This is a genomic window from Candidatus Nitrotoga sp. AM1P (genome assembly GCF_013168275.1).
In the GTDB taxonomy this organism is placed as follows: Bacteria; Pseudomonadota; Gammaproteobacteria; order Burkholderiales; family Gallionellaceae; genus Nitrotoga.
Genome location: NZ_AP019547.1, coordinates 2,786,398 through 2,800,277, shown reverse-complemented (window position 1 = coordinate 2,800,277; position 13,880 = coordinate 2,786,398). Strand labels below are relative to the sequence as shown.

The 13,880-nt window shown below is 51.9% G+C and carries 13 protein-coding genes and 1 pseudogene; 6 read left to right on the top strand and 8 right to left on the bottom strand.

The genetic code is table 11. From position 1 onward, the window contains the following. Positions 1-81: 81 nt before the first annotated feature. Positions 82-2,961: an aconitate hydratase gene (locus tag W01_RS12745; RefSeq protein WP_173055277.1), complete on the top strand. Its 2,880-nt coding sequence runs from the start codon at positions 82-84 to the stop codon at positions 2,959-2,961. A gap of 120 nt (positions 2,962-3,081) precedes the next feature. Here W01_RS12745 and purT read toward each other — a convergent pair whose 3' ends face one another. The 3 genes from purT to W01_RS12730 all read right to left on the bottom strand — a co-directional run bounded on the left by purT (position 3,082) and on the right by W01_RS12730 (position 6,070). After that, a complete protein-coding gene (purT, locus tag W01_RS12740; RefSeq protein ID WP_173055275.1) occupies positions 3,082-4,293 on the bottom strand; it encodes a formate-dependent phosphoribosylglycinamide formyltransferase in 1,212 nt (403 codons plus the stop codon). Between the two features lie 424 nt (positions 4,294-4,717). After that, the gene (locus W01_RS12735; protein WP_173055273.1) at positions 4,718-5,170 is read right to left on the bottom strand and encodes a DoxX family protein; all 453 of its coding nucleotides are present in this window, start codon (positions 5,168-5,170) and stop codon (positions 4,718-4,720) included. Positions 5,171-5,203: 33 nt separating this feature from the next. Further along, positions 5,204-6,070: a pirin family protein gene (locus W01_RS12730; RefSeq protein ID WP_173055271.1), complete on the bottom strand. Its 867-nt coding sequence runs from the start codon at positions 6,068-6,070 to the stop codon at positions 5,204-5,206. A gap of 90 nt (positions 6,071-6,160) precedes the next feature. Between W01_RS12730 and W01_RS12725 the strand changes: the two genes are divergently transcribed. From W01_RS12725 to W01_RS12705, 5 genes and pseudogenes are all read left to right on the top strand, one after another. Further along, positions 6,161-7,066: a LysR family transcriptional regulator gene (locus tag W01_RS12725; protein ID WP_173055269.1), complete on the top strand. Its 906-nt coding sequence runs from the start codon at positions 6,161-6,163 to the stop codon at positions 7,064-7,066. Between the two features lie 224 nt (positions 7,067-7,290). Next, positions 7,291-8,391, top strand: coding sequence for a bifunctional DNA-binding transcriptional regulator/O6-methylguanine-DNA methyltransferase Ada (gene ada, locus W01_RS12720; protein WP_198421294.1), 1,101 nt, complete (start codon positions 7,291-7,293; stop codon positions 8,389-8,391). A gap of 21 nt (positions 8,392-8,412) precedes the next feature. Beyond that, positions 8,413-8,562 (top strand): annotated as a pseudogene (locus W01_RS14755) (2OG-Fe(II) oxygenase); the annotation flags it as partial. A 10-nt stretch (positions 8,563-8,572) separates the two neighbouring features. Beyond that, positions 8,573-9,493: a DNA-3-methyladenine glycosylase family protein gene (locus tag W01_RS12710; RefSeq protein ID WP_173055267.1), complete on the top strand. Its 921-nt coding sequence runs from the start codon at positions 8,573-8,575 to the stop codon at positions 9,491-9,493. 276 nt (positions 9,494-9,769) lie between these two features. Further along, entirely contained in the window at positions 9,770-10,462 is a 693-nt protein-coding gene (locus tag W01_RS12705; RefSeq protein WP_173055265.1) for an SDR family oxidoreductase, read from the top strand. 131 nt (positions 10,463-10,593) lie between these two features. Here W01_RS12705 and W01_RS12700 read toward each other — a convergent pair whose 3' ends face one another. The 5 genes from W01_RS12700 to W01_RS12680 all read right to left on the bottom strand — a co-directional run bounded on the left by W01_RS12700 (position 10,594) and on the right by W01_RS12680 (position 13,754). Then, positions 10,594-11,334 (bottom strand): glycine zipper family protein, encoded by a 741-nt coding sequence (locus tag W01_RS12700; RefSeq protein WP_173055263.1) that lies wholly within the window; start codon positions 11,332-11,334, stop codon positions 10,594-10,596. A 16-nt stretch (positions 11,335-11,350) separates the two neighbouring features. Next, complete coding sequence (locus W01_RS12695) at positions 11,351-11,488, bottom strand: hypothetical protein (protein ID WP_173055261.1); 138 nt, start codon at positions 11,486-11,488, stop codon at positions 11,351-11,353. 66 nt (positions 11,489-11,554) lie between these two features. Then, entirely contained in the window at positions 11,555-11,812 is a 258-nt protein-coding gene (locus W01_RS12690) for a hypothetical protein (RefSeq protein ID WP_173055259.1), read from the bottom strand. A gap of 364 nt (positions 11,813-12,176) precedes the next feature. Further along, positions 12,177-13,076: a hypothetical protein gene (locus tag W01_RS12685; protein WP_173055257.1), complete on the bottom strand. Its 900-nt coding sequence runs from the start codon at positions 13,074-13,076 to the stop codon at positions 12,177-12,179. 111 nt (positions 13,077-13,187) lie between these two features. Next, positions 13,188-13,754: a LemA family protein gene (locus tag W01_RS12680; RefSeq protein ID WP_198421293.1), complete on the bottom strand. Its 567-nt coding sequence runs from the start codon at positions 13,752-13,754 to the stop codon at positions 13,188-13,190. Positions 13,755-13,880 lie beyond the last annotated feature (126 nt).

Genomic DNA, 13,880 nt, shown 5'->3' with positions numbered 1-13,880 from the left:
TGATCGATGTCCGATCTACCCCTGCCGCGTTATAATTACGCTCTTTCTTTTCGCTCATAGCTTTCATTCGGAGCCATCGCCATGTCGCATAATCTGTTCAACACTCGTCAAACATTCACCCTCGCCAACGGCAAGACTGGCACGCTGTATTCCTTAAAAGCACTCGAAACCGCAGGGCTGGGCAAGATTTCACGCTTGCCGGTTTCCATCCGCATTGTGCTGGAAGCGGTGCTGCGCAATTACGATGGCAAGAAGATCAGCGAAGCACACGTCCGCCAGCTGGCGAACTGGCAACAAAATTCACCGCGCACCGAAGAAATTCCATTCGTAGTGGCACGTATTGTGTTGCAGGATTTCACCGGTATCCCGCTGCTGGTTGACCTCGCCACCATGCGCGATGCCGCTGCGAAGTTGGACAGGAATCCGATGATCATTGAACCGCTGGTACCAGTGGATCTGGTGGTGGATCATTCGGTGCAGGTGGACTATTACAATAGTCCGGATGCGCTGCGACTCAACATGGAATTGGAGTTTGAACGCAATAATGAGCGCTACAAATTCATGAAATGGGGCATGCAGGCATTTGATACGTTCAAGGTGGTGCCGCCCGGCGTCGGCATCGTGCATCAGGTGAATCTGGAATATCTGGCGCGCGGCGTGCTGCAAAAAGACGGCGTTTATTATCCCGATACGCTGGTAGGTACCGACAGCCACACCACTATGATTAATGGCATCGGCGTGGTCGGATGGGGTGTGGGCGGCATCGAAGCGGAAGCGGGTATGCTCGGCCAGCCGGTATATTTCCTCACACCGGACGTGGTGGGCGTTCATCTCACGGGCAAGCTGCGCGAAGGTATCACCGCGACCGACCTGGTGTTGACCGTCACCGAACTGCTGCGCAAGCATAAAGTGGTGGGAAAGTTTGTGGAATTTTTCGGTGCGGGCACCGCTGCGCTTACCGTACCGGATCGCGCCACCCTCGCCAACATGGCGCCGGAATATGGCGCAACAATGGGCTTCTTCCCGGTGGACGACAGAACGTTGGACTACCTGCGCAATACCGGGCGCAGCGATGGAGAAGTAGATGCCTTCCAGTCCTACTTCAAAGCGCAAGGGCTGTATGGCATACCTGAGGCAGGCGCGATCGATTACAGCAGCGTGGTAGAGCTGGACTTGAACAGTATCCAGCCTTCTCTGGCCGGGCCGAAGCGTCCGCAGGACCGCGTACCGCTCTCCGAGATGAAGGAGAATTTCAACAGCTTGTTCAGCAAGTCAGTGGCAGAGAACGGTTTCAACCAACCCGCTGAAAATTTGGGGGAACGTTATCTCACCGATTTGGCTGATCTTAGCGAAAACGTGTGTGTACCCATCGCCGGTGGCGGCCTGCAGGATCAGGAAACCGCACCGGCTGGCACCGGCACACAAAGCAAGCACAACACCAGCACCGTGACTGAAATCGAGATGATGGACAACCGCCCGACACCTAGCGTGCGCTGCGAAACAAGCGGTCAGATAATGCCGGCAGTACAGCTCCGCCATGGCGATGTATTAATAGCTGCCATCACTTCCTGTACCAATACCTCCAACCCCGGTGTGATGCTGGCGGCAGGTTTGCTGGCGAAAAAAGCAGTAGAAGCAGGCCTGCGCGTGCAACCGCATATCAAAACATCGCTCGCCCCCGGTTCACGCGTAGTAACGGATTACTTGACCCATGCTGGTCTGCTGCCCTATCTGGAACAACTCGGTTTCCGCCTGGTAGGCTATGGCTGCACCACTTGTATCGGCAACTCCGGCCCACTGAGCGCAAAAATCGAAGATGCCATCCTCGCCCACGATTTGATCGCCGCAGCGGTGTTGTCCGGCAACCGCAACTTTGAAGCACGCGTTCATGCCAACATCAAGGCCAACTTCCTCGCCAGCCCGCCGCTGGTAGTTGCCTTCGCGCTGGCTGGCAGAGTAAACATAAATCTGGAAAGTGAGCCACTTGGCACCGGCCGCAACGGTCAATCAGTCTATCTGAAAGATATCTGGCCGAGCAGTGCGGAAATCCATGCAGCAATGAAATTTGCCGCTGACCCAATGGTATATCGCAGGCTATATAGCGATCTTACTCGCAACCTGCCGCTATGGAATGCCATTTCTGCCCCCACCGGCAACCAGTACCATTGGGACGATTCCACGTACATTGCGCGCCCGCCGTTCTTCGACGACTTTTCCATGACTGTCGGTAGCGTTTCCGACATCCTCAATGCCAAACCGCTGGGCATTTTCGGTGACTCAGTTACCACCGATCACATCAGTCCGGCTGGCAGTTTTAAATCTTCCACCCCTGCTGGCAAATACCTGCAAAGCAAAGGTGTGGCCATCAAGGATTTCAACAGCTACGGCGCACGACGCGGCAATCATGAGGTCATGATACGTGGCACTTTCGCCAACGTGCGCATCAAGAATCTGATGCTGCCTCCTAATGCCGACGGCAGTCGCGTGGAAGGCGGCTACACACTTTACAACGGCGAACAGATAGCGATTTACGACGCAGCGATGGAATACATCGCAAACGGCACGCCTACTGTTATTTTTGCCGGGGAAGAATACGGCACTGGCTCATCTCGAGATTGGGCGGCGAAAGGCACGCAATTGCTGGGCGTAAAAGCGGTAGTGGCGAAAAGCTTCGAGCGCATTCATCGCAGCAATCTGGTGGGCATGGGCGTGCTGCCTTTACAGTTTAAGGGCAACGACAGCGTGGCTACACTCAAGTTGACCGGCGAAGAAACCTTTGATCTCACCGGCATCGCAAATTTCATTAAGCCACAACAGGATGTAATGCTCACCATCAAGCGCCGCGACGGTAGCACGCAACAAGTTGCGCTGCTGCTACGAATCGACACGCCCGTCGAAGTGGATTACTACCGTCATGGCGGCATCCTGCCTTATGTTCTGCGCGAGCTGGTAACTCAGTAATCTCAATTCTCGACAGCAACAGTAATTATTTTCCTACCTCGGGGTGGTCCAGTGTTTTAATATCTGGATCACGCCCTTTCAACAAGCAAGTAAATGCTGTCTTTGGTCGGGCAGGAATAACTAACCCTTGACTGGCACCACTTTACTGGCGGCCAGTTTGGCACGTATCCTCGCTTCGTCGGTATCTACTCCGTTTGCCAACGCCACACCCATACGCCGTTTGGAAAACGATTCCGGTTTACCAAACAAGCGCAAATCGCTTTGCGGGACACGTAATGCTTCATCGACACCCGTAAAAGCAATAGCTGATTCTTCCAGTTGCCCATAAATCACTGCACTCGCACCCGGTGCACGCAAAGCGGTGTTCACGGGCAGACCGAGTATGGCGCGCGCATGCAACTCAAATTCATTCTGAATCTGACTGCACATCGTAACCATGCCCGTGTCGTGCGGACGCGGACTAACTTCACTGAACCACACATCATCACCCTTGACGAACAGTTCGACACCGAAGATGCCTAAACCCCCGAGATTGTCCGTAACTTTCCTGGAGATATCACGTGTGCGCTTTAAGGCCAGTTCAGACATAGCCTGTGGCTGCCAGCTTTCAACATAGTCACCATGAATTTGCACATGTCCGATCGGTTCACAGAAATGCGTTTCGACTTCGCCATTACTACTCATCGCGCGCACGGTGAGTTGGGTAATTTCATATTCAAAATTAATAAAACCCTCGACGATTACCCTCCCCTGATTCACCCGGCTGCCACTGGCGGCATAATTCCACGCCTGCTCCACCTCCGCCGTGCTGTCGATTTTAGACTGCCCTTTGCCGGAGGAGGACATCACTGGTTTCACCACGCAGGGATAGCCTATGCCGTCATCAATCGCAGCACGTAATTCTTCCAGACTATTGGCGAAGGCATAAGGAGAAGTGGGCAGCCCCAGTGTTTCTGCCGCAAGGCGGCGAATTCCCTCACGGTGCATGGTGAGTTGAGCGGCGCGTGCAGTGGGAATAACCCGCGCCAAACTCTCCCGCTCAATCTCGACCAGCATGTCGGTGGCAATAGCTTCGATCTCCGGCACAATAAGATGCGGCTGTTCGAGCTCTACCAGATCACGCAATGCCGCAGCATCCGTCATATTGATGACATATGCACGATGCGCCACCTGATGTCCCGGTGCATTGGGATAACGATCCACGGCGATGGTCTCTACACCCAAGCGTTGCAATGCGATGATAACTTCCTTACCGAGTTCACCGCTGCCCAGCAACATAACTTTGGTAGCAGAGGCGCTAAGTGGGGTACCGAGAGTGAATTGTTTTGTCATAACTAAAATTTCGGGGTTGAAACCCCGCCTTAAAACGCACTTAATGATTTTATTAAAATAACAAAAACTATAACAAAGAATGTCACGATCGTTCTCTTGCAAACAGTCAAAACAACTCAGAAAACCGCAATGAATCTTGGCACAAAAACGATCGTACTTCCAGAGGAGGTTGCCTCATCGATAAGCCGTCTGCGTGACCGCATTGAGTCAATACTGGATTGGGCAATCCCCGGGAATATCGCAAGGGGGTAATCCTGCACGCTAAAAAGGCCATCTTGATAAATTGCTGGCGGCACCAAGCAAGGTGCATCAGGTCGAACATCATGCCGCCTTACCTATTCAAAGGTAAGCGCATTTACGATTGACCTGCACCAGCAAGCCGATATGAGGGCGCGTGCTCTTGATATGTGCTTATAATTCTAAGTTAAGAAACTCGAATCTGCGTTTCCCCATCCAGACTCATACGACCGGCACCGAATAAAGTAAATGCCAGTAATCCGCCTGCCATCGCCAGATTTTTCATAAACATGATCTGTTGCATCGGGTCTGCGCCAGAGTGAAACAACACACCGGAAACGATGCAGAAAACCGATAGCGCGAATGCCACCAAACGAGTCTGAAAACCAAGCAATAACGCCAACCCTCCCCCCATTTCCAGCCCGATCACCAAGGGTAGAAGCTCACCGGAGAGTCCAACAGATGTCATATAGGCTTGCGTTCCCGCATAACCTGCGCCCAGTTTGCTGAATCCTGCACCAATGAAAATTGCCGACGCTAAAAGTCTGGCGGCAAGCGAAAATGACGCGTTGATCGCGGGTATTGATACCAATTTCACGATATTGCCATTGATCTGCCTGAAAATATTGTTGGTAGTCATATCATGCTCCTTGTTGATTTTAAATTATTTGATTCAGACAAAATGCCCATTCCTGAAGTCGTCCATCGCCTGATGAATCTCTTCCTGCGTATTCATCACGAACGGCCCGTACTGCACGATGGGTTCGTTGAGCGGCCTGCCGGCGATCAGAATCAGGCGCGCATCTTCCATCGCTGTGAGCGTCACGCCATCGGCTTGCGGCGTATTGCTCAAGATACCCATGCGATGAGACTCCACCAGCGTGTCACCCACCGTTACCGTACCGCGATAGACATAGATGAACGCGTTATGCGTGGCGGGCAATGCCGTCGAGAATGAAGCGCCCGCAGGCATGTGAATATCCAGATACAAAGGTTCGGTCTCTTCGCGTATAACGACGCCTGCCACGCTGTTACTCATTCCGGCAATGACACGCACGGTAACGTTCTCTGTCGTTACGTATTCTGGAATCTCCTGGCTTGAAATGTCGCGATACCACGGCTCGGCCATCTTGCGCTTCGCGGGCAGATTGAGCCACAGCTGAAAACCTTCCATCACGCCGTCTTTTTGCTCAGGAATTTCAGAATGAATAATGCCGCGCCCAGCGGTCATCCACTGAACGCCACCCTGTTCCAGCAGCCCCTCGTGCCCTGCGTTGTCGCGATGTCGCATCCGCCCGGACAGCATATAGGTTACCGTCTCAAAACCCCGATGCGGGTGGTCCGGGAAGCCCGCAATGTAGTCGTCTGGATTATCGCTACCGAAGGCATCCAGCATCAAAAATGGATCAAGGCGATGCTGCAGTTTGCCAGTCAGTACACGAGTAAGTTTCACGCCGGCGCCATCCGAGGTGGCAACTCCTTCGATGATGCGCTCGACGCCACGCGATTGGTGCAACGTTGTTCGGTTGATGGTATTCATGTTGACTCCTCTATTTAATTAATGTGAGTACATATTAGGCGACTCGAAAAGATAGATAAAGCCATGAAGATGGGATAAGCTGTTCCACAAATGGAACAAAAAAATATCTCCGCTGATGACTACATTTTGTTCGCTACCATCGTCGAACAAGAAAGTTTGGTGCGTGCCGCCGAATATCTCGTTATGCCCAAAGCCACGGTCTCTCGCCGCTTGACGAATCTTGAAGCAGCACTTGGGCAGCGGCTACTGTTGCGTACAACTCGTCGACTCACACTCACTGATTTTGGACAGGAATTTCTTGATCATTGTCGGCGCGTCGCAGAAGAGGTCGCTACCACGCAGGATTTCGTGCGCAGTCAGGATGTGCAGCCGCGCGGACGATTACGCGTCTCCATGCCGGGTGACTATGCCAAGCAACATTTCTCGCGCGCCATCGCCACCTTCATCGAAACCTATCCCGAGATACAGCTGGATGTGGATCTGTCTTCGCGGCGCGTTGATCTGATCAGCGAACGCTTCGATCTTGCCATTCGCATGGGTGTGCTGGAAAACGACTCCACGCTGGTTGCGCGCAAGATCGACGCGCTTAATTTCAGTCTGTACGCCAGCCCCATCTATCTCGCGCTTCATTCTGCACCGCAGCATCCTGATGAGCTGGAGCATCATACGACGGTTCGTTTACTCTCGGCACGAGGAAGCGCAGTCCCTTGGAAACTCATAAATGGCAAGGCCGTTTGGGAAGGGGTTCCACCCGGACGTCTCACCCTGAATTCACCTGACATGATCCAGCAACTTTTGCTGGATGGTGCGGGCATCGGTGCATTACCCGATCGCTTTGTGGCAGAAGACGTGCGTCACCAACGCTTGGTACGGATATTACCGAAATGGCGTCTTCCCGCCGTGCCCGCCTGGGCCGTGATGCCCATGCGCCGCTATCTGCCAGCCAAAACACGCGCCTTTCTTGCGCATCTTGAGCAATTTATGGAGAGAGGGTGATCGAGGAAAATATTGGGGCTCACGATTCTGCATGGGGTTGGTACCAGCGAGGCCGGGTACAGCTAAAATTGCATTATTAGATAATGAGCGTCCCTTCATTAAGACGGTTAGTGGCCCGATGCGATCAATCGACACTTCAAATTCAAAAGCAAGATTCGGAGTGCAGCATTTTCAAGCGATGGCTAAACTTGAATCATTCATCCTGAAGCCGTTGAAAATACACAATGAACATGGCCACCAAAACTGAACAACTCGCCACAGCAACCCTGAATGACCCACGTTGGGCCGCCGTGGTCGCTCGCGATCCTGCGGCGGAAGGAACATTCTTCTACTCGGTCAAAACGACCGGGATCTATTGTCGTCCTTCTTGCCCATCTCGTCCTGCCCGGCCCGAGAACGTACAATTCCATTTTACTGCCGCCCATGCCGAACGAGCCGGTTTTCGCCCCTGCAAACGATGCCAGCCGGATCAACCGCAGATGGCCGAGCAGCACACAACCTTAGTAACCAAACTGTGTCGATTCATCGAGAAGGCCGAACAGACACCCGGCCTCAATGAATTAGCGAAATATGCCGGGCTCAGCACCTACCACCTGCATCGCATATTCAAGGCTGTCACCGGCGTGACCCCAAAAGCTTACGCGGTAGCCCATCGAGCTTCTCGCGTCCGCGCCGAACTGAAACGGAGCAACACAGTCACCGACGCGATCTATGATGCCGGCTACAATTCCAATGGACGCTTCTATGAGAAGTCGGATCAGGTTTTGGGTATGACACCGACCAACTACCGCTCCGGTGGGAGCAATACTGAAATACGTTTCGCCATCGGCCAGTGCTCGCTCGGGGCGATACTGGTGGCAGCCAGCAAACGTGGTGTCTGTGCCATTCTCCTGGGTGATGAACCCGAGGTGTTGGTGCGTGACCTGCAGGACCGTTTTCCTCACGCCATTCTGGTAGGCAGTGATGCAGAATTTGAGCAACTGGTGGCTAAGGTAGTCGGATTCGTCGAAGCGCCGGGGATGGGCCTGGATTTACCATTGGATGTGCGGGGCACAGCTTTCCAGCAGCGCGTCTGGCAAGCCCTGCAAGAAATTCCTGCTGGCGAAACCGTCAGCTACACCGTCGTCGCCCAACGCATCGGGGCACCCAAGGCCGTCCGTGCCGTGGCCGGGGCTTGTGCCGCCAACGCGCTGGCGGTGGCGATTCCCTGCCATCGCGTGGTACGTATCGATGGCGGCTTGTCCGGTTACCGCTGGGGCGTCGAACGAAAACGCGCACTACTTGATCGAGAGGCTCAGGCATGTCTGCCCAAGAAAACGCAGTGAACATCGCCTCAACAGCCCGGGCGGAATTTCGCCAACGGCGAACTTGTACTAACCGAGCAGCGGCCGCGCATGCAGTCACGGGCAGTAGTCATACCGCTACCACTCAATTTAAAGCATGGCGTCTCGCGCAATCGGCACACACTCAGCATCATCTTTCACAATGCAACATAAGAGTCAAGGAATGGAACGGGTAATACAAACGCACCTATCGTGTTCGATTCCGTTGGCTGATGATTTTCGAGTTGGTGATGCACTTGATTTCCACGGCCGCGATACATTGGCGGTGGCTGAACGAATTGACGGGCACTGTCTACAAAAAGGCTTGATGTGGGAGGGACAGGCGGCTTCCTTGACGATTCGCTTGGAAATTGGACATGCCGACGTGGAACTGGCCATTGATGGAATAACAAACGCCAATCAAGATGCTCTGATACAGATGGTGCGGCGCATGCTCGGCCTGACGCAACGAATCGAGGACTTCGAGTCCATCTATCGCACCCATCCGCAACTAGGGCTACTCATTGCCCGGCAACCCGGGTTGCGGGTGCCTCTTTCGGCAACGCCTTTCGAAGCACTGACTTGGGCGATTACCGGACAGCAGATCAGCATTGGTGCAGCGATTTCCCTGCGCCGCAAGTTCATTCAGCTGACTGGCGTGAAAGATTCCTCTGGGCTGGCGTGTTATCCAGATGCAGGTAAAGTTGCAAACTTGAGCGAAACGGAACTGCGCCAGGCGGGATTCTCGCAAACCAAGGCTCAAACACTGATTATGTTGAGTCGCGAGGTTGCAGCAAACCGTCTACCACTGAAGGCATGGATGACCACAATGCCGGTTGAGGAAATTCACAAGCAATTGCTAAGCTTGCGCGGCATAGGCCCTTGGACGGTCAATTACGCGCTGCTTCGTGGTTTCGGCTGGCTTGATGGCTCGCTGCATGGAGATGCGGCCGTTCGACGCAAATTACAGCTGTTACTTAGTTCCACGGAAAAAGTTACCGAGAGCTTCACAGAACGCCGGTTGGCTGAGTTTTCGCCTTGGCGCGCTTTAGTAGCAGCACATCTCTGGACGATACCCTCTGAGTTTCTGCCTGTTGTTAAATAACAGGTTTATGCTCATTTCGAATAGACAACGTGGCACACATCAAGAAACGCGAGCACAACTAGACCGTCTATCAACTGTGTCAATGTATGAAACCTGATTATCACAAGCTAGAATTTGACCTGCGAGCTATGCAAGTCGAACATATCCTTGTCACGAAACAAACGGATGCGGTACCCCTTAGCCCCCGCAATATCAACGAGCTAAAAAATTGTAGCTCTCGTTCATGTGAACACTACATACCGAGAAGACAAGCAAAATGAATAAACTGGTGATCTTATGACTTCCAAAGTGATTGTCATTACTGGCGTAAGCCGTGGATTGGGGCGTGCCATGACCGAGGGATTTATTCGCCTCGGCCACCGGGTTTTAGGTTGTGGACGATCAGAAGATGCGATTCATGAACTGAATAACCTTCATGGGCCAGACAGTCGCTTCGATGTGCTAGACGTCACAAACGATGAGGCTGTGCGTGATTGGGCAAAACATTGCCTGAGCTTGGCCGGTTCGCCCGACCTGCTGATAAATAACGCCGCACTCGTCAACCGTAATGCACCGCTTTGGAAAGTGCCTACCAGTGAATTCTCCATGGTCGTCGATGTGAACATAAAGGGAGTAGCCAATGTTATCCGGCATTTCGTACCGGCCATGATAGCCAAGCGGAGCGGAGTCATTGTCAATCTCAGCTCTGGCTGGGGTCGCTCAACCGATGCGGAAGTCGCCCCTTATTGCGCGACCAAGTGGGCAATCGAAGGTCTAACCAAAGCATTAGCTCAGGAACTGCCACAGGGAATGGCGGCGACCCCTTTGAATCCTGGAATCATTAATACAGATATGCTGCGCAGTACCTTCGGTTCGCAAGCACGGGATTATCCTGATACAGAAAAATGGGCTAAAACTGCGGTACCGTGGCTGCTTGGACTTGGCCCGAAAGACAACGGAATTTCGCTAACCGTGGGCGAGCCTCATTGATTTTTGGATGCGCCAATGCGAAATCTGACTCAAATCCCATTCACCCATTTCACGAAGTTCAAGTTCCTGAATTATCGTAAAACCAGACGATGCACTTAGATGCCCGACGCTCTCAGGATTATCATTGATGTCTAAGCATCAGGAGGTGGCGGTGGCGGATTGCCGCTTGGCGGCATTGGCGGCTGAAAATCCTCAGAAGGCATTAATGGAGCAGTGTCATCAGGCGTCGTTAGTGGCAAAACATTCTTACGAGGCACCAATTGCTGAATATCTTCAGGGGTCAACGGAGCTGTGGAAACATCCGGAGGCGGTGGTGGTGGAGCCCCGCGAGGCGGTGGCGGAGGCACGAAAGAACGAATAGAAGGCAATGATGAAGCTCCACTTGGAGCCGGTAAAGGTGCGTATTTACTATTTTGAACAGGCTGCCGCGAATAGTCCAAACGGCCTGATACTGGGACACGATGGCCTTTTGCATACATACATTGGTGATATGCGAAGTCATAACGCTGCTGAAGATTGAACCCAGAACTTTCACCCGCGCCCACTCCTACCATGGAACCAATGAGCAATCCAGATCCGGCGCCCACGCCAGCGCCATTGTGTCCGCCTAACAATGCGCCCGCTGTGGCGCCAATTGCAGTTCCTACCACTGCGCTTTTCACACCACTATCAGCCGCTGCTTCATTGGCCGTGCGACCATCCACCTGAGTACTGGCATATCGCCTGCAATCAGATTCGTCAAATCGGAACTGGTTAAAGCTTTTTCCCGTGCCCGGCAATGCAAGCATACCTGGACCAGTCGGTACCGACGTACAAGCACTGAGCACGAGAACTGCCACCAGTACGAAAGAAAGTCGCAAATTATGGATCATGGCGTAGATACAGTATTCACATCCACAGCAGGTTGGTCATCTGAATCAGGTGCTGGTTGCGGCGCAACTCGCAGCCAACCTCCTGGGCATTTATTAACATAGGGATAGTAGGCATTTGAATCGACGCAGTAATACCACCAAGAGGACTGAACATTTTGCGACAAATTTCTCGGTGCTTCTTGCGTTCTTATCTGCGGGTCATCCCTTCGTTCGGTGTAAATTACCGGCGCAGGCTGCACCGGAGGGTAATACGCGGGCGCCGGCGAATAATAATAGGGCGATCCATAATAGGGCGATCCATAATATGACGCCCCATAGTATGAGTACGGAGAATACCCAAAGTTAAACCCAATTGGCGCACCAAGATAGATGCCCACACGCCCACCACGGTTCCAGCCACCTCCGCCACGCCAACCACCGCCCCCGTGCCAACCACCCCCATGCCAACCACCACCTCCACGCCATCCGCCTGCCGCATACACTGCCTCGCTAATCGAGGCTCCAGCCAACAGGGTGATGACTAAGGTTAAAATCAGACGCATTTTTGATGTCTTCATCATCTCTGTACTCCACTATTTAGCATACGTAACAATCTATTTAGAGAATTGCTATCCGAATAAATTTGAGTAGCGATTCCAATTTGCCTCTGTAAAGCTTTTTAACCAGCAATATGAAGATAAAAAGAATAAATATTTATTTCCAAAAAACCTCAATGGCTCTAAAAAATCAGATCATATATCTTTCTAAAACGCATCACATCAATGACCGTTGACCAAGGGGCATGGGTTTTATATTGATCATCCTGGTAAACATGGATGCCCTCCATAATATTGTGTTCTACGTTATAAGCTGACATTTTGCAGCACCAACCCTAATCCACCAAGCGATCCAAAGAAAATCATCAGATGCCCCCAGGCCCAGAACATGTAGCGACGTGACAGACAATCCCCCGAGAGGTTGCTGATAAGAAAGAGTTGTCCATCAGGAGAACAGCTGATGATATGGGTACTGGGCTGTGCCAAAACCTCCACCTCCATTTTTTCTACTTCCCGCTTGGCCGCTTGTCTGGCGAGTTCCCATTCCTCTATGCTTAGCTCTCCATCCTTGTTCAGATCAAAGCGTGCAAGTAACGTGGGCATATTTTTCTTCCATTCTGTCAGCAATGCGCTCAACTCAGCGCGCGTATCAAATTCCTGATTACTGCCGCCTTGAGTACGAAACCGCCCAATGACGTAGAGAGTTTCACCTTTGATCAGTTTCCACTCAGTATAACGACAGCCATCCTCTTGCCACTGGTCATAATCCTGAGTGATGATCTCTGCATTTTCCGGATCAACCACGCATTCACCAGTGTCATCGCGCAGTATGAAAGAGTCATCAGTTTCACCACTATCTATTATTTTCCATCCATTTTTCTCTTGCTGTTCGATTTTATAACGACACCACAAGCAAGGAAATCGTCTTAACGTGCTGAACAAGGGAGGATCACAGAATGGTTGACCACTTCCCACCAATTCGACATAGCCCTGCGCGGCAGAAGCAATCTTTGAGGTAGGTGTGTTGCGTAAGGTACGTAGCCTATATAACGAGGACAACCATGCATAGAGGCTAATCAAGGCAATTACAGCAAGGCAAGACAACCAGCCGTCGCGGGAATGCAAGCGGATGCCGACAAGCAGCAACAATAGCTGTGCACCTGAGGTAATAAGTTGCGCATATTCGCGTCGTAGCCAATCCAGCATGGGAATTATCGTGAATATTGCACAGCGAATCGCGCGGATCTTACCCGCCAGAGATACGAAAAAGCAGGCATGGGTGATTGATTAACAGGCAAAACCTATTTGCCGTAGCCGCTAGTTAAATAATTGCTGCAAATCCACATCTGTTTTTTCTTGTGTGGAAAATACCAGCAAGGGCTTTTCATTAAAGCCGAACATCTTCGAAAGGATATTGGCGGGGAATATTTCGATTTGTACGTTATTGATATTCACTGCTTCATTATAAAATTCACGACGGTCAGCGATTCCATTCTCAAGCGTGCTGATCCGGTTCTGCAACTGCATGAAACTTACATTAGCCTTTAGCTCCGGGTAAGCTTCTGCAAGGGCAAAGATTCTGCCCAGTCCTGCGCGCAGCATCCCTTCCGCCTGCCCAAGGGCGTCAATATCTTGGCGGTTTCCCGCAGACTGCACCTGTGATCGTGCCTCGATAACTTTTTGCAGGGTGGACTGCTCAAACTGCTTGTATTGTTTGCACACTTCAACCAGTTTCGGCAACTCGTCATGGCGCTGTTTCAATAGCACGTCGATGTTGGCCCAAGCCTTGGCAACGGCATTTTTGACATTCACCAAGTTGTTATACAAACTAATACCGTAAATCAATACTATGGCAACGATACCGAATAAAATAAACGTATACATATTGATCTCTTTCTTTTGCACTTGGACGCTCAGCCTGAGCATTAGAAGTACATGCAATTTTTGTTTGAGGTGAAGAGAATTCTTGATCGGCTGCTTCTGGCCGGTTTCTGAAACTGGCTCGCAAAA